This is a genomic window from Rhizobium sp. TRM95796, assembly GCF_025779995.1.
In the GTDB taxonomy this organism is placed as follows: Bacteria; Pseudomonadota; Alphaproteobacteria; order Rhizobiales; family Rhizobiaceae; genus Rhizobium_E.
In genome coordinates, this window is the sequence record NZ_JAOXHE010000021.1 from 1 (window position 1) to 16,529 (window position 16,529).

Below are 16,529 nucleotides of genomic sequence, written 5' to 3' on the forward strand. Positions count from 1 at the left end.
AAAGGCTGGCCCGCATCCGAAATCGACGCCCTCATGCCGTGGAACTTCAAGACTGACGGCATCAGCTGACCGCTTACATTCAAGCGCATACGCTCAAACCGCAAAGAGGCTGCAAAGGCCCGGCGGCGCAGGCTTCCGAGAATGATCAGAACAGAAGCAAGGGGAACCAGAATGACAAGGCAATCCGAAAAATTCGCCGTCACCAGGCGCGGCGCGTTGAAGACGTTGGGCGCGGGCGCTTTGGCGCTCGCCTGTCCTGCGGTGCTCCGGCCGGCGTTCGCCGCCGACGGCAAGATCAAGTTCGGCGCGCCGATCCACCGCACCGGCATCACATCTCGACCGAAAGCTGATCCCTTTCTTCCAACGACGCCGGCGTAGGTCTGGCAGCAGTGTGCTTTGCTTCAAACCCAATGCCTCAAGCAGGGTGCGGCAGGTTGAAACGATATCTGAGACACCATCTCTGCCGACTGGCGATCGACATCATCCCTTCAGAACAAGAATTTTCAGTCCGAACGCATAGCTTGTAGCCAAGCCCGTGTTTTCGCCCGATAAGCGGTCTGAGCCTTCTTTAATTCCGCTCTATTTCTACCCACGCGACTGACGATCTGGTGGATTGCCTGTATCTCCTCGATATGCGCGTCGATGTCGAGGTTCGTGGTGATGCTGTTGCGGTGGCGGCGATGAATGTTGAGCGGCGCTGCATGATAAGCGATTTGGCCACCGAGATTACTGGCCGCCAGATAGAGGCGCCAGTCACCGACAAGCCGGAAGCGGTTTTCCTCGTCCGCGACTTCGCGCAACGCGTTCTTCAGGGCATCACCGTTCCAGAGTACGCCCGAAACATTGAGGACCAGGTTAGCGATGCTGAGCGCCTCTTTCGCGAATTCGGCTCCAGAGAAACAGCGGCTCTCGCTCAACACCCCCTGCGCGATACTCTCCGCATAGGGTATGTAACTGTCATAGACACGGAAGCCTTCAGAATCGATCGAAGCGCTATCCACGAAAGAAAATGCGCACTCCTCGGCTGAAGCGTGCGCCGCAATCATAGCGTCCAGGAATGTCGGCTCGGCGAGATCATCCGCCTCGGCAATCCAGATCAGCTCCCCCTTGGCCATCTGAGCGCCGCGCGCCCACTGCGCGAAAGCATCCCCGCTATTCTCAGACGACACAACCACGCTTGCTATTCGCGCGTGAGCTTCAAGGCTTCGCCTGATCTCTTCGACGCTACCGTCGCTGGAGGCGTCATCCAGGATAATGAGTTCGTAAATCGGATAGGTCTGCTTGAAAATGCTATTCAGTCGCGCCTTGATGTACGTCTCGTAGTTGTAGGACGGGACAATCACGGTGACTTTTTTGAGGTCACGTTTCACCAACGACACAAGACCGAACGCATAGTCGACGAAGTCGAACTCTCTTCGAGCCTTATCGATTCGGTACTGGACAAGCGCCGGTCGACGAGACGTGTCGGCAATGGTTCGATCGAGCGCTTCCAACGTCGCTTCCGTGTCCCCTTGGCTGACCAGCACGCCGAGCTTCTTGTCCGCTCGCAACAGATCGACATACCCGCCATTATCCTCATAGGCGACGATCGGTAGGCCAATCTGCATTGCTTCCAGCAACACCGACGGAAATGGATCTTCACGCGACGTCAAAAGGAAAGCGTCGGCAGCATTCATGAAATCGCCGACATCCGATCTCTCACCGACAATATGCAGATTTGTGATGCCGCTGCGCACGATATCGCGCTGGATTTGCGCGCCGATCTTCGGGTGCAAACTCCCGACCCAGACGAATTGCGTATCAGAGCCGCGATTGAAGCTCAAAATCGCCGTCTGGAGAAACAGGTCGATCCCCTTTCGCACATCGCCATGGCCGACATTGATTATGAGCTTCTGATCCGGGTCTAGCTCCAGTTCTCCCCGAATTCTTGCCCTGGCGTCCTCATCGCGCACGAAGACATTATAGATGCCCTGGGGTCGGACAACGGTCTGATTCTCGCATTCGCCGAAATTCGACACGAACGCGTCTCTTACCGTAACCGACGCGAATACGACGACATCGGCGTCTCGGGCTATATCGGATGCAACGTCCCTCAAGCCATATTCGGTGATCAGATCTGGGAGTTCATGAACGAGACTGATCACCTCGAATTCATAAGCCTTGAGATTAGGTAGAACCCTCCCAGACACGACCGTGTTGATGATCGCTTTGTCAAAACCACGAGATTTCAACCGAAGGAGATGACCGTCGATCGTCTGTTGATCGCATACAATAGTTGGGGCGAGTTGCCGGTAGATATCCACCAAAGCCCCCTCACCAAGCAGCAAAATCTCGATTTCAAACCCGAACTGATTTTGCAATGTTTTAGCCAATGCGATGAGGTTGCGTTGCGCGCCGGCGGGAAACGCATCATGGCCAATAAGCAAGAGCTTGTGCTTTTCGCCAGAATACGCTTTTTCCGGCGCGGATACGGCTTTCGCCACTTCATTCAACACTGCGCCGCCGAAGTGAACATCGGGTTCTAGGTAGGCAGATTCACACCATTCATTCCAGGCATTGATGAACACGATGTTTTCGCCGAAAACTGGATTAGCGCGAGAATAGTCAATTGCTCCATCAAGCCACTTGCCGAATAATTGCGGCGTCGCGCCATTGAACACCAAAGCGCCGGATTTACGTCTGGAACTGTTGTCCCAGCTTGGAAAAACAGTCTTGGCTAGCGGAAAAGATGGGGGCGTTTCTTTCAAAGAAACATCGATCACGCCAGGGTAGGAAAGGACCGAACCCTCAAATTCCCAGTCCAACACCTGCGTCTCGCTGAATGTGTCGTGGAGAAAATTAGCAAGTTTGTGAGGCGGAAACTCGATCGCGCCGTCAAAGCCATAATTGTAAGGGTTTTCCGCAAGAAACGTTTGTGCAAGGAAAAAGAGCGGCTCTTCGCCGTGTCTTTCCTTAAAGATACGTCTCCACCGTTCCAACGTCGACTTGCTATCCTTAATGATATCCGCCCTGTATACCACGAAAAGCGGTCGCCCTCCGATACGAACATACCGTTCGTCGGAGAAATATGACTGTAGGCAATCCACAAGCGCGTCGTCGTCTTCGGCAAATTGATCCTGCTGGATTAGGATTTCCTGATCAGCCCCGTCCCATCTTCTGGTCCAGTTCTCGTTTGCCCAGAGAATCATGAACGGCATTTTAAGCGACTTGTCGTCGCGAAATGCATCCAAGGGCTTTTCCATCAAACGATGGCGATTAAACCAATAAAAATAGAAGCAGAATGCCCATAGGCCCATATCGATGGCCATCTGGACCTGACGCCGCATGACTAAGGGGTCTTCAAGATTGTAGAAAGAGAGATCTCGAGGAATGCGAGGCTGATAATGCCCCCCAAACCGTGGAATAGCGCGAGGCAAGTTGCGCCATTCGGTAAACCCTTTGCCCCACCACTCGTCATTCTCACGAAATGTGTGAAATTGAGGCAGATAAAAAGCTATGAGCCGCGCCCGCTTTCTCTCTCCCTGAGCTAAGGTGGTGTCAAGTTCCTCAAACTGCTCGCCGGGATTGGAGAATTTTGCGACTTCCCGCGCTATTGTTGTCCTGGTTTCAGGGATACAGGTCTCATATCCATTTCTTTGACCCACTTCGAGATAATGCAGATAAGCATTCCGGCTGAGATCGCGACCAAGATAGCGATCGGAGTAATAAAGAGTATTAAAGGTCGGACTAGGCTTATATCCTGCATAAACTCCGAAATAGAGAAAATGCAAAAGAGCACCTCCAGGAAATTTTAATGCTTCCGGGTGTTTGCCAGTATAGTAATCATGATCAAAATGAGGAGTATCGATAAGGCCTTTTTTTTCCTTCGCCAAAGCGTAGTGAATCAGAGGATTGCTTTCGTTGATATCAATGCGATGCTTACTCGAATAAGCGTTAGTATCGAGCAATATGTGTGGATCGTAACCCTTCTTGGCGCCGACAAACAGGTAGTGGAAAATCGGAGGGCCATTGAATTCGGCGACCTCCGGATAACTGCGGAGATAAAAACTATCGCTGAAAAAAGGGCTGACGACGCGCTCTTCCTTATATCCCCAGGCGACATAGTGGCTCACACAATCGACGGAGCTCAGATCCGGATACCATGACAAATACAGGTCACGATCAAAAAGTCCGGTTTCAATAAGCACGTCACGCATTTGCGCCTGCGAAAGTCCTTCTATTCCTTCACTGACATCGAATGACGACAGGGGGCGCGCTAAAGACACACGCACACGCCTTCGCACAGAAGTCTTCAAGGTCTGGATCTGCGGCGCCACGATATGAGGCTTGTTCCAGCCTGTCCGCTGTTCATCACAACCGATAAGCAGCCAATGGTGGAAACCGCAAACAAATTGCCCCTCACGAACAGCGTCCGCGACGTCGGCATTATCCAGCAAATAACCGGCTTCATTGAAGTGATGATTAGGGCTCAACTGGCTCGATACGACATCCCCTACATAGAGAGCAAGCAACTGGCCCTCATCAGCGACCTCAGGAAGCTTGAGAAGTCCCCTGTAAGACGTCGAAAAGAACACGGGGTCGAAACTTTTTTCCGCGGCAGCAGATGAAGAAACGAGTCGAACGAAATCAGCAATCAAATCGTCTGTGCCTGAAAGCTGAATTTCGCGCGCAACCGACCTGCTGGCCTTCTCGCCCACATTTCGTTCCGACAATCTCCTGGCCATATTCATCCCTTTGACGCACGTCGTTAGGCCAGACTATAAAATACAAATACCGGAAATCCAGTTTAAAATATCAGTGAATTTATGCTTAATTTTCAACGGAGCCACCTTCCAAATACAAGCTAAAAACACAACAATACGCGGCGCATTTGTAGCGCCCGTGTTGCTCGTCGTCGACTTAAAATCGATGTTTCAGGTAAAAATAGCATGCTCAGCGGCAAGCAACGGGTGCTCAAGCTCCATCTCCGCAGCCTGCGTCGCCGTTCACGACTGCGTCAAAAAATCCCAAATATTCTCTTTCTCTTTTTCTGCAAAAGGGCGGATTCCAGTTTTGACAACCGTTCATCGAGCCTGACAATGAAGACGTCATTGTCTTCGATCGTTTTTTTGAGCGAAGAAATCGGGTCCGATGCCGAGCGCTCAATCTTCTCTAATTTTGACTCAAGATCTGACAAAAACACCTCTTGCGCCGACATCCGCAACCCCATCTCTGCGATGTCTTTGGCCAACACATGCGTGGTCTGCAATATGGCGTCCGCTATAAGCCGGTCGATCTCGGTCTCAATCCTCAGAGTTACACTCGGCTCGTCGCCGACCCTTGCGACAAAAACAAGTTGACGGATGCTTCGAACCCAAACGGGCAAAGTTATCTCAAACGAGTGCTTTCCATCGCCAAATCCCGCCGCAGCAAGATCCTGTCGATAAATATCCGCCGCCGCAGCTGCGATCTGAACTCCATCCGAAAGAACGGAAATGGAAACCACTCTTGACAGATCGGCCTCATCGATCGCCCAACCAAATACTTTAGCGCCGTCGTAGAAATCGACCAACCCAGTAATCATACGCGCCTCACGCAAAGAGCCCGCTGATGCGATCTCCGCACCAACGAGCCCCGTAATTCAACTTTAAATTCTGTCTTAGAACACGTCGAAATGGTCACCCGGCTTTTGCTTCAAGTCTGAGAGCTTGACGTCTTTCAACGTAATCTTATTTCCTTCACCAAGATTGATCACGACATCGTCGCCAACCTGCGTGGACTTCTTGATGACGTCGGCCGCGCTGTTAATTTTGTTGAGACCCTTAGAGATCTGAAGAACATCACGATCTACGTCGAAGTCAACCACAACATCCTTACCCGAGTCTTTGTGGAAGACGAAGACGTCCGCATACTTTCCACCATTGGTGCTGTCACCCTGCAGGGTGTCATCGCCGCCGCCGCCAACGAGACGATCCTTGCCGGAGCCGCCGTTCAAGGTGTCATTGCCGGTATTGCCCCAAAGCTTGTCTCTACCCGCGCCGCCGGACAGAAAATCAGGACCACTGCCGCCCCGCACAGTGTCATCGCCGTCACCACCGAAAACTCGGTCCTTCCCGTTTCCACCGTACAGATTGTCGTTGCCGCCGAGGCCCCGAACGATGTCGTCGCCGCCACGGCCGCGAAGCAAATCGTTGTTTTCGGTGCCCAAAACTACAGTGCCTTGGTTACCACCAAACTTCGTCGCCATAATCGCCCCCAAACTCTACGAGTGTTTAACTGTTTGTTAGGTAAACAACACATTAATCTGGGTGTCAATATTATTTATTTCGCATGCGCAAAAATTCATAGCATTCACCCAGAAAAGGAGGGATTGTTGTGCAATGAGCTCAATTTTGCTGCACGGGCAGCACAATAAATGAGCTCTAATGGTGCCTGCCAAACACCACACATCAAAAAGGACTCGGAACGCGATGACCAATATCCAATAAAGCTACACCACCAGACAGAATTGTCGATCACAAGGGAATATTACGATCTTTTATTGTATTTTTTTGGCACATTTATTACATCGCCGATTTTTTTCCGAAAGTACTGCAGATAACCCCTCAGTATTCGAACGTTGGAGAGTGAAAGTTAACCACCGACGCAACCCCAATGAAAGATAGCAATGCGAGAGTATGATATAATGTTCATTATTAATAATTTTGTTCATAAAAATATTTACGAGAATAATGGTAATATAATTTGATTATTATTTTTTATAAATTTTTTATTGTGGCGTATTTAACATATTAGTGAACCGTTGTTGAATCTTAATCACTTTTTCCAGTGCGGTTTTAATAGACATACCCGATAATATACAATCTCATATTTATCTAAAATCAATCTCGGCACATCGACTGACATTTTCTTTGAATAACGTCTTGCTGCACCGCACGTGTAGCCTCCTATCATCGGCAAGCGGCTTGAATATATCGCCCGGGATTTGTCATGCGTGTAGACGCGATTCCATTTCATCAATTTCGTAATTTAGGTCCGGTTGCCAACACGCCAGAGAGGACATAACTTGGCGGCTGTGGCGCATTGCGAAATTTGCCGATGCGACTTCTGAGAAACAAAAGAAAGATGCGATATGAATGTTATTTCTTTAGTCACTCGGAAGGGCGGATCAGGAAAGAGTACTTTGGCAATCAATATTGGGGTGATGGCAGAGCAATCTGGTGAACAAGTGCTCCTGCTGGATTGCGACGAACAGCAAACCCTGTCCAGATGGGCCGAGCGCCGTCAATCAGACACGCCGTTCTTCGAAACGATCTTGAACAGCCGTCAATTGACCGAAACCTTGACTGAAGCAAGTGATCGAAACTTCAGCACTGTAGTCATTGACACGCCGGGCTTCAACACCCCAATCGTACACGATGTCATAAAGCGCTCTAATTTATGCCTGGTTCCGACACGTCCGACCACTGCGGATATTGAGGCGATGGCCTCCGTACTCCTCGCTATCAGAGCGGAAAAGAAGCAGTTTGCGTTCGTCATCAATCAGGCATCGTCGGCCGCCCGATCAGCAGAAGCCACCAAAGGCTTGCAAGCACTTGGTGAGGTATGCCCAGTCGTGATCGGCGCCAGAGTTGCGTTCCAAGACGCAATCGATACAGGGCGAGGAATATCCGAGTTGCAGCAGCGAGGAAAGGCGCTAGACGAATTCAGATCGCTTTGGGCATGGCTGCGGGTTAGATTAAACGCGTCGTCGCACCGAAGCAGCGGGATGAAGCGATAGAGCTTGAAATAATTTTCAAAATATTGTTTTCCACAACATCAAGCTTACTCTTATGAACTGAACATAGGATCGGTTGGAAGATATACATCGAACAACGAAGAGAATATCGGCGATGGAATATTCCGGGTTTTGCCCTATCTGCGAGAAAAATACTGTGTTTAGCTCCACAGAGGCGTGGTATCGCGAACACTTAAATTGCACGTCTTGTGAAAATGGCTCCTTGCCGCGAGAACGCGCGTTGGCGCTGGTGCTTGGTGAGATTATGCCGGATTGGCGGATCAGACGGATCCACGAATGTTCGCCGATCTGGCGTGGCATATCGCTTAAGCTGGCAACGGAGGCGCCTCACTATATGGGCAGCCAGTATTATCCGGGCGCATCCCGAGGGGAGATCATAGACGGGTTCCGAAACGAGGACTTGCAAGATCAAACATTTGACGATGAAAGCTTTGACTTGGTTGTCGCGCTCGATGTCATGGAGCATGTGTTCCGGCCGCAAGACGCGATAAAGGAAATCTGGAGAACGCTGAGCGATAACGGTGTGTTCATCGCGACCTGGCCCATCTCAAATCGCCTCGTCCAAGCCGTTCGGCAGCGGGCAAGTGAGGGCGAAGAGGGAAATCTCGTGATGCACGAGCCTGCTGTCTACCATGAGACGATGATGGGTGACGGCCGGTCGCTGGTCACCGTCGACTACGGCTACGACATCCATAAGAGCCTTGCCCAGTGGGCGCCATTTGACGTGAGAATTTCAAGATTCCACGATCAACACCAGGGCATCATTGGTGACTACACCGAAGTGATCGTCTGCAAAAAGAGGAAGACGGAAAGCGGGTTTGTGAGGTTAGTCAAGAAATCCAGATAAACGCGGTTGGAAAACCGGACCTCCAAATTAGCTGTCAGCCTCTCTCAAAAACTCTTTGAAAAGGTCGACATAGTGGGTGTAACCTTCAAGGTTATTATTGATGAGATATTTCATGGTTTCAATTTCTTGGGGAGATGCTTCGCCGGAAAGAATTTTTTCGACTCTTTGCGGCTTTGGTCCATGGAAGTGCACAATTCTCGCGCCTTCGCCAATCCCCTGAAATGGTCGCCAGTTCAGATTTGGCGACATTTTTTCCCACCGACCGCCAAAATACATGTTGAGATGAGTCTGATCATAGGATGAATGCTGCCGGCTATAAAAATTCCTCTCCCGACAGAATTCGGTGAAGCCATCAACCTCTTCCAAAAATCTGCTACGGTTGACGATCATGACGCCCGAATTAAACGTCTGGGTTTCAACAATATGAGCGCCGTCGAACACAATCTCTGCACACGCGCCGAAGAGTTCCGGATTGCAGAAATCGGGTGCTGGGTCGGCCACGAACATAATATCGCAATCGGTGTACAGAAAATACTCGTCTTGTAATATGCGAGCGGCTTCCACGCGAAGGTAAGCCCCAGAAGCCTGGGCCGGATTGTAGGGTGATCCATGATTTGCGGACATCACCCGTTCGGAGAACAGCTCCTCTTTGAACGAGACCTCATGTTTGACCACGGTGACGCCGGCGTTTTTGAGCCAATTGGCGAATTCCGATCCCGTATCGCCATCCAGGATACAAATGGGCTCCAAATTGGTGAATTTTTTCGCCGAGATGACAGCTGCCTTAAGGCAATCTCGAAACCATCCGGTTGCTCGCTGATCCAGGCTGAACACCCATCGGTTAACGTTTCCACCCTGTGATACCATTTTTCTTTTCTTTTTTGTCCGTGATTTCGATCACTGCTCGCTCACTATCGTAAAAGACATGAAAAACCAATATCGCCAGACTAATTTTCGTCAGACAAGGCTCAATTCAAAGTCCGCCATGCTGATGGGGCAGGCTTCTGCGCGTAAGTTTGAGGTGTTACCGTAGGACACAGCTGCTGTGTGCGTTTAGTCGCGGGGTCCGACCACAACATTCAATTTGGCTGCGGAGCGTCGACAACGCATCGAGGAAGACCGATGCTCTCTGGATGCCACATGAGCCGACGCATGAAGCAGGACTTGGCAATCGTGCGCAAACAGCCGAATAGGTGTGTTGTGCGTCATAACGCTAAAACTTCGGCGCCGTACGGAACTCGCTTATTTTTCATGAAACGCCTGCGAGAAACTCTTTGCGATTGGCTGGATGAGGTAGGCCAGCGCAGTCCGCGTCCCATTCACAATGTTAACACTTGCTGTCATACCGGGATATAGAAACAGCTGTGGCCGCTTCTTGAGTTCCGACGCATCGATACGCGCACGAAAGGTATAGGTTGCCTCCCCCGTCGATGTATTGACGATTGAATCGGGCGCGACGTAGATCACCTTGCCTTCTAGAGGGAGATCATCTGCGGCGCTGAACGCCGCCAGCCGAATTTCTACCTTTTCTCCCACTCGCAATGTATCGATATCGATGGCGCGGGCCTGTCCTTCCAAAATGAGAGCTTGGTTGGCCGGCACAATATCCAACAAGGGCTGGCCCGCCAGAAGAGCCGATCCAGGCGTGCGTACGCGAATGTTGGCGATAACACCATCTTGTGGCGACAGAATTGTCGATTGTTTCACCGCATGTTCCGCGGATACCAGATCCTGCTCGGCGCGGGCTCGCTCCGCCTGAACAGTTTGCAGCTGCTCAGATATCGTGCGGAAATATTCGTTTCTCGTATTGCCGACAGCCAGTTCGGCCTGAACAACCTTTTGCTTGTTGGACACCAACCCTGCATCCGATTCTGTTATACGAGTCATCATATCGATATATTGCAATTTGACGTCATTCAGTCGCTGTTTTGTCGTCAAGCCAGTTTTACGCAGCTTTTGTTGCGTTTCATAGTCTGACTTCAGCACTTCGGCTTGCTCGATCCATGACTGTCTCCGCGCCTCCAATGCAGTTCTCTCACTCCGGAGCTGATCGATCATCAACTGGCTGGAGGCGACCGCAGTTGCAAACTGCTTTTGACGTTCGGCAAACAGTTTTTGTTCTGTTGCCATCCACTCCAAAGCGACAACTTCGTCGACACCATCCGGACGCTGCATTTTGAATTCAAAGCTTTGCTTCTCATCTCGTTCAGCGATCAACCGAGCAAATCGTATATCATAGGCATAGAGCTGCTGTTTCAACTGCACCACAGCGGCTTGAACTCTTGTGGCGTCAAGCGTCGCGAGCGTGTCTCCCGCCAGGACGGCTTGCCCCTCTTGCACCATCAAAGAATTCAGCGTGCCGCCTTCCGCATGCGTCACCGTTTTCGTGTTGCTTTCAACGATCACCTTGGCGGAAGCAGTGGACGCCTGCACCAAATCTGTGAACATCGCCCAGACGACGAAGCCGCCTATCCCAAAGACGAGCACGAAAAAAGCGAGCAGTGTCGGACGAAAGAGACTTGCATTGAAGTTTGCCTCTTCCCGCACCACCGCATTCCAATCACTGAGAACCGCGCCGCGCTCCCCGACTATCCGATAGTCAGCCGGAGTTATGTCAATAGACTGAGCCATCACTTGCCTTTGTGCTGCGCAATAGTTTCACGACGCCGTTTTGCTGGTTGACGGCTGCCCTTACGTCTGACGGCCCGCCGATGATCTCGCTTCTCGGACCGAATTTCGTAACGGCTCCATGCTCCAGAACCAATATCTTGTCCGCGATAGCCATCACAGAAGGGCGGTGGGCGATCATCACGACGATTGCGCCTCTCTTCTTCGCGTGATCGATCGCTTCGACAAGCGCTTGCTCGCCGAAATTGTCCAAATTCGAATTTGGCTCATCCAGAATGATTAGTTTCGGTTCGTTGAACAGAGCGCGCGCAAGGGCAACCCGTTGCATCTGTCCCCCGGACAAAAGATGCAGGCCTTCGCGCACAGGTGTATCATATCCTTGCGGCAATCTGCCGATCAGATCATGAATGCCCGCGGCCCGCGCGGCTCGAATGACATCGCGAGGATCGCTTGCCTGCATACGCGCAATTGTCTCACGAATAGTGCCATCAATAAGAGAGAGGCCTTGAGGGAGGTATCCAACCGCTTTCCCGAAAGAACCGCGCTCCCAAAGGTAGGTCGAGTGCCCGTCGAGGTAAACGCCTCCGACGGTCGGCTTCAGGATGCCCGTCAAACACCGAGCAAGCGTTGTCTTGCCCGCGCCGGAAGGCCCGATCACGCCGAGAACTTCCCCTGGAAAGACGGAGAATGTGACATTCCGCAAGACCGGAATATCTCTGCCTCCCGGCAAGTATGTCAGATTCTCGACGCTCAAAAATCCGTCCCCGACAGGCGCAGGCATTGTATCGCGGAGCGAACCCTCGGTCTTCACGAGCTCCGTAATATTCTTCCATGCAGCCGCGGCGTCGACCCATTTCCGCCAGTTTTCCACCATGTTCGAGAATGGTTGCACGGCTTGGCTGGACATAATCATAGAGGCGAATAGAACGCTGGCGTGGATCGAGCCGTCCAGAACCAGCACCGCCCCCGTCGTCACCACAACCATCTGAAGACTCTTGGTGAGGGACTTCAAGATTGCCAGGACGGCGCGGCTGCGCATTTCGGCAACTTCCGAATATTTCAACATTTCCTGCTGCGATCGGCGCCATTTGCGGACAAGTGCAGGCAGCATGCCCATTGCTTCGATCGTTTCTGCATGGCGCATTGAACCCGCAACTTCTTCGACATGCCGTTGTTGCGCTTTGTTCGCGTCATCAATGACCGATCGCGTCAGTCGGTCGGTCACGAAATTCAATAAAATCGTCACCAAGATAAAGCCGAGAGTGACGTACAGATAAACAGGATGAATGAAATAAAGCGCGAGCAGAAAAACGACGGACCATACGGCTTCCAAAGGCATGGAAATCGCATTTCCGGTGATGAAACGTCTTATTTCAACAATGTTGCGAATGGCGTGTCCGCCTTCGGCGACGCCCCCTTCAATCGAGCGCAGAACACTCGCTTGTAAAGCCGGAAGATTCAATCTCTGCGCAATGATCAAAGCAGTAGAGCCGTAGATCCAACTGCGAGCAAATTCGAGCAGTCCGTAGATCAGGACAGCAAACGCCGCGATGATGATGAGGCCGTAGAGAGTGTCGAAACTATGGCCGGGCAGAACCCGACCATAGACTTGGATCATGAATATTGACCCGGTGAGCGTGGCGAGATTTAGAAAGAAACTAAGAACGCCAGCGATGAGAAACCCGCGCACAAAAGCTTGCTGAGCCGGAAGCAGCAGACTAGCCGCAGTGGTATTTTTCATGAATCACCTGAGTGCGAAACGCCGCGTCTGAATTTCATCGCATGGATTTTCCACGTCGCGCCATTGTATCTACACGCCGCTCTTTTTCCAAGTGACAAAGCAGTAAAGGGTTAAGGCTGTTGACACGACGTCGCCAGCGTAGAACCTCGACGCGGATCATCTTGATGTTCGACGAGCCAACAAACTGTTCTAATTATATATTTTTGAAAAGATGGCATTTCGACACCAGTCATGTCCTGGCGTTAAGGTTAAGAACCGGTAAACGTTGATGCTGAGATCTCTACAGTTTACACAGATTGGGCGCCAATCGGAGACGCGCAGCAAGCACAAGACCTGTCAAGGAAGCATCTGGCGAGAAAGCCGGTAGCTGCCTTTAGAAGTCCGAACAAACACGTTTCAAGTTAGCGAGTTTAGCCATGAAAATTTTCGGTGATGAATCCGACGAGTTCATCTTTGGAACCAGCAAGAGTGACTTTATTGTGCCACGCGCCGGCCGAGACGTGGTGTACGGCAGAAAAGGCAACGACACGATTATGGACACCGCGAACGAGGCCAATGGCCCGCGCTGGTCGCAAGACGATGTTTTCTTCGGAGGTTATGGCAATGACATTCTGATCACCACAAGTGGTCATGATGTGCTGGCCGGAGGACGCGGCAATGACCACATCTACGCACAGAGCCTCGATTCATTCGCGGCCCAAGGCGGAACTGGTTTCGATGTCTTGCACCTGATTGAAGGTACAACATATACGCAAAAACGCGTTGACGGCATTCTGGAGCTGCATTTGGTCAGCGACGAAGTTTCTCAGACCATTTACGCCAGGGGTATCGAGGACATTCGTTATGACGCTCCTTTCGCTCTGTGAAATCAAGTACGCCGAGTGATAGACCACGTCACAGCATGAAGTGAGACAGTTCGAGCTGATGAACAGAAACGTTCTCTAGTTGCACCGTCGATGAATCGTCTAGCGTGATGATGACGTCTGCGCCCTGCCTATGAACGGCGTCCAAAATATCGGTTTTGTTAGAGAAACCGGAATTTTTGAACACGAGGGTGTCCTCACCGACATCGAAGTCGGTGATCACGTCTCTGCCGCCATCACGTCCGAAAACGAAACGGTCGGGGCCGCTGCCACCGGTGAGACGATCGTTTCCATTGCCGCCAATCAAGATGTCTTTTCCCAATCCTGCGTTCAGAACGTCAGTTCCTGCGCCTCCAAGCAAACGGTCATTTCCGCGATAACCGAACAATTTGTCATTATCGTCTCCTCCCGACAGGAGATCGCTGCCCAAGCCGCCATTCAATCGATCGTTGCCATTGCCTCCGAGCAATCGATCGTCGCCGCTGTTGCCGAACAGGAAGTCATCACCGCCTAGCCCGAAAATGGCGTCGTCGCCACTTCGTCCGCCAATCCTGTTTTTAGCAATGTTGCCGAGAACTTGATCATCGCCGGAGCCGCCGATTGCGTTTTCGATCAGGGAGCGGGTGTCGTTTTCATAAAGCAGCGCATTATAGATGCTGCCCTGAGCCAGGTGGTTGCGGCCAAGTTCCGCCCGTTGCGATTGGCTGAATACAGAGCATTCGCCTGGAGCCAAGTTCAGTTTCAGATCGGCGCTGTAAGCACTGAGATCATACGTATCGACGCCAGATCCGTCCCAAATTGTTGCGAATATCTTATTGCCGCCGGCGTCGATACCAAGCTTGCCATTGACATATGTGTCGCCGGATTTTGGCGTCCATGAATATGTGGTGTTACCGCCGTTTGTCGTGAAATCCGCACCATACATATGCTGCAGGGTCGCTATGTCGGCCATCATGTAGGTCTGCGGAGCGCTCCACGTCGCATAGCTGTAATTGCCGGTGCCACCCCCCTCATAGGTCCGGTAGGTCATCACAGTGTATTCGACTGAATCATAGTTTCTCGGCAGCGCCGCAAAGTCTCCATAGGCAGCGTGCCCGTGCTTCAAGCCCAGTGAATGACCAAGTTCATGGATTATGGTGTGCCAGGCGTAATTGCCGGCCTTGGCGTTCTCATAGTTTTGGTAGCGCCCAAGCCAGACATCGCCTGCTTCAGCTACATTGCCCGGCATATAGGTATAGGCTGTGGTCGGCACGCCGGACCGCGCAATGCGAATATTTGCGGCGTCTGAATCTCCTGAGGACAAGTTTGCGTTCGTGAAGCCTTCGACAGAAAAGCCATCGTTTGCAGCCCCCCCAAAGGTTTTTTCAAGCGCGAACAAAGACGCTGTCTTCTGCGTATCCGCAAGCTCAGCAAATCTATAACCAGCTTCTTGCTGATAGCTATAGTCCGAAGCCGCCTTCGGAAACGCGTAGGTTATTTCCCCAGACCAGCTTACTCCATAGATAAGCCCGTCTACCACATCAGTTCCACTAGCGTGGATCTGGCTATAATTTCCACAAAGCCCACACATTTATTTCGCCCTGTTTTGTATTTTGTTTGTTTCTTTGGGGCGATTAAAGCGTGATCAGCTTGAAATCACATTAAGACGTAAAGTAAATAAAATTTGATGGTTTTCATTCTATGAACAATTACATAAATTTATCTCGTTTGTTTTAGGATATATTATACTTACGGAGACGTAAACTTTACCCTCTCGTAAGCATGAGGGGTATCGGCGCACCGGTCGCATAGGTAGCAAGGCCGAACTCGTGGTCGGCAATATTCAAACTGCCCACCCTTTCGACCGGGCAGTCGGCATATTGTTTCCCACAAAACGTTGCGTCGACTACGACTGAAAAGTGCCGATTCCGATGAAGCCGCCCCTTTGTTCCGAGATGATTGCGCCCCCGGATTCCGGGATGATCTCGCCCCCTGCTTCGATGGGGTCTGCAGGCAGGATTTGTTGTCAGTTTGTTCGAGTGTCGTGTCAAGCTTTTCGCGGCAGATTTCGGCGTAGGCTTTCTCCGCTGGGGTCGATGCGGTGGGCGTTGTGGACGAGGCGATCCAGGATGGCGTCGGCATAGGTGGGGTCGCCGCTGACGCCATGCCAGGCGGAGACGGGAAGCTGGCTGGTGACGATCGTCGATCGACGGCCGTAGCGGTCCTCGAGGATTTCCAGCAGATCGTGCCGCGCTTGTTCGTTGAGCGGTTCGAGCCCCCAATCGTCGAGGATCAGAAGCTGAACATGGCCAGGGTGCGTTGCAGCCGGGCGTATCTTCCGTCGCCGCGCGCGAGCGCGAGCTGGGCGAACAGTCGCGGAACACGCTGATAGAGAACGGACCGATCGTCACGGCAAGCCTTGTGGCCAAGGGCGCAGGCCAGCCAGCTCTTTCCGACGCCCGAGGGGCCGCAGATGGCGACATTGTCGTGAGCGCCGATCCAGTCGCCGCCCATAAGCTTCATGAAGAGCGCGCGATCGAGGCCGCGTTCGCTCCGGTAATCGACATCTTCCGGTGTGGCCTGATGACGAAGCTTGGCGAACCTGAGACGCGCCGCAGGTGGCGTCGCCTTAACCGTTTTTAGCGCGCGGTGAAGACGTGTGTCGCGTGTTTCAGGCTTCAATCGACAAAGCGA

11 protein-coding genes and 1 pseudogene are annotated in these 16,529 nt (G+C 51.8%); 4 read left to right on the forward strand and 8 right to left on the reverse strand.

Annotation, left to right across the window (positions count from 1 at the left end):
* Window positions 1–171 precede the first annotated feature (171 nt).
* A complete protein-coding gene (locus tag OCK01_RS26070) occupies window positions 172–378 on the forward strand; it encodes a twin-arginine translocation signal domain-containing protein (protein WP_263826512.1) in 207 nt (68 codons plus the stop codon).
* Window positions 379–503: 125 nt separating this feature from the next.
* On the opposite strand, the gene OCK01_RS26075 is transcribed toward OCK01_RS26070, so the two are convergent.
* From OCK01_RS26075 to OCK01_RS26085, 3 genes are all read right to left on the reverse strand, one after another.
* On the reverse strand, window positions 504–4,697 hold the full coding sequence (locus tag OCK01_RS26075; protein WP_263826513.1) for a glycoside hydrolase family 99-like domain-containing protein: 4,194 nt from the start codon (window positions 4,695–4,697) through the stop codon (window positions 504–506).
* A gap of 299 nt (window positions 4,698–4,996) precedes the next feature.
* Window positions 4,997–5,563 carry a hypothetical protein gene (locus OCK01_RS26080; protein ID WP_263826514.1) on the reverse strand — a complete coding sequence of 189 codons (567 nt, stop codon included), beginning with the start codon at window positions 5,561–5,563 and terminating at the stop codon, window positions 4,997–4,999.
* Between the two features lie 75 nt (window positions 5,564–5,638).
* On the reverse strand, window positions 5,639–6,226 hold the full coding sequence (locus OCK01_RS26085; RefSeq protein ID WP_263826515.1) for a calcium-binding protein: 588 nt from the start codon (window positions 6,224–6,226) through the stop codon (window positions 5,639–5,641).
* 885 nt (window positions 6,227–7,111) lie between these two features.
* On the opposite strand from OCK01_RS26085, the gene OCK01_RS26090 reads away from it, so the two are divergent.
* Entirely contained in the window at window positions 7,112–7,759 is a 648-nt protein-coding gene (locus OCK01_RS26090; RefSeq protein ID WP_263826516.1) for a ParA family protein, read from the forward strand.
* 247 nt (window positions 7,760–8,006) lie between these two features.
* Window positions 8,007–8,624: a class I SAM-dependent methyltransferase gene (locus OCK01_RS26095; RefSeq protein WP_263826522.1), complete on the forward strand. Its 618-nt coding sequence runs from the start codon at window positions 8,007–8,009 to the stop codon at window positions 8,622–8,624.
* A 27-nt stretch (window positions 8,625–8,651) separates the two neighbouring features.
* Here OCK01_RS26095 and OCK01_RS26100 read toward each other — a convergent pair whose 3' ends face one another.
* From OCK01_RS26100 to OCK01_RS26110, 3 genes are all read right to left on the reverse strand, one after another.
* Window positions 8,652–9,491 (reverse strand): hypothetical protein, encoded by an 840-nt coding sequence (locus tag OCK01_RS26100; protein ID WP_263826517.1) that lies wholly within the window; start codon window positions 9,489–9,491, stop codon window positions 8,652–8,654.
* 375 nt (window positions 9,492–9,866) lie between these two features.
* Window positions 9,867–11,255, reverse strand: a complete 1,389-nt coding sequence (locus tag OCK01_RS26105; RefSeq protein ID WP_263826518.1) for an HlyD family type I secretion periplasmic adaptor subunit — start codon at window positions 11,253–11,255, stop codon at window positions 9,867–9,869.
* Window positions 11,239–12,993 carry a type I secretion system permease/ATPase gene (locus OCK01_RS26110; RefSeq protein WP_263826519.1) on the reverse strand — a complete coding sequence of 585 codons (1,755 nt, stop codon included), beginning with the start codon at window positions 12,991–12,993 and terminating at the stop codon, window positions 11,239–11,241. The genes OCK01_RS26105 and OCK01_RS26110 overlap by 17 nt, the downstream gene beginning before the upstream one ends.
* A gap of 416 nt (window positions 12,994–13,409) precedes the next feature.
* Between OCK01_RS26110 and OCK01_RS26115 the strand changes: the two genes are divergently transcribed.
* On the forward strand, window positions 13,410–13,859 hold the full coding sequence (locus OCK01_RS26115; protein ID WP_263826520.1) for a hypothetical protein: 450 nt from the start codon (window positions 13,410–13,412) through the stop codon (window positions 13,857–13,859).
* A gap of 28 nt (window positions 13,860–13,887) precedes the next feature.
* Here OCK01_RS26115 and OCK01_RS26120 read toward each other — a convergent pair whose 3' ends face one another.
* Window positions 13,888–15,375: a M10 family metallopeptidase gene (locus OCK01_RS26120; RefSeq protein WP_263826521.1), complete on the reverse strand. Its 1,488-nt coding sequence runs from the start codon at window positions 15,373–15,375 to the stop codon at window positions 13,888–13,890.
* 507 nt (window positions 15,376–15,882) lie between these two features.
* Window positions 15,883–16,529, reverse strand: a pseudogene (gene istB / locus OCK01_RS26125) (IS21-like element helper ATPase IstB); the annotation flags it as partial.

Excerpts from the sequence above, each read along its gene's own strand:
- OCK01_RS26070 (WP_263826512.1), top strand. The coding sequence starts at position 172 with ATGACAAGGCAATCCGAAAAATTCGCCGTCACCAGGCGCGGCGCGTTG.
- OCK01_RS26080 (WP_263826514.1), bottom strand. The coding sequence starts at position 5,563 with ATGATTACTGGGTTGGTCGATTTCTACGACGGCGCTAAAGTATTTGGT.
- OCK01_RS26085 (WP_263826515.1), bottom strand. The coding sequence starts at position 6,226 with ATGGCGACGAAGTTTGGTGGTAACCAAGGCACTGTAGTTTTGGGCACC.
- OCK01_RS26090 (WP_263826516.1), top strand. The coding sequence starts at position 7,112 with ATGAATGTTATTTCTTTAGTCACTCGGAAGGGCGGATCAGGAAAGAGT.
- OCK01_RS26100 (WP_263826517.1), bottom strand. The coding sequence starts at position 9,491 with ATGGTATCACAGGGTGGAAACGTTAACCGATGGGTGTTCAGCCTGGAT.
- OCK01_RS26105 (WP_263826518.1), bottom strand. The coding sequence starts at position 11,255 with ATGGCTCAGTCTATTGACATAACTCCGGCTGACTATCGGATAGTCGGG.
- OCK01_RS26110 (WP_263826519.1), bottom strand. The coding sequence starts at position 12,993 with ATGAAAAATACCACTGCGGCTAGTCTGCTGCTTCCGGCTCAGCAAGCT.
- OCK01_RS26115 (WP_263826520.1), top strand. The coding sequence starts at position 13,410 with ATGAAAATTTTCGGTGATGAATCCGACGAGTTCATCTTTGGAACCAGC.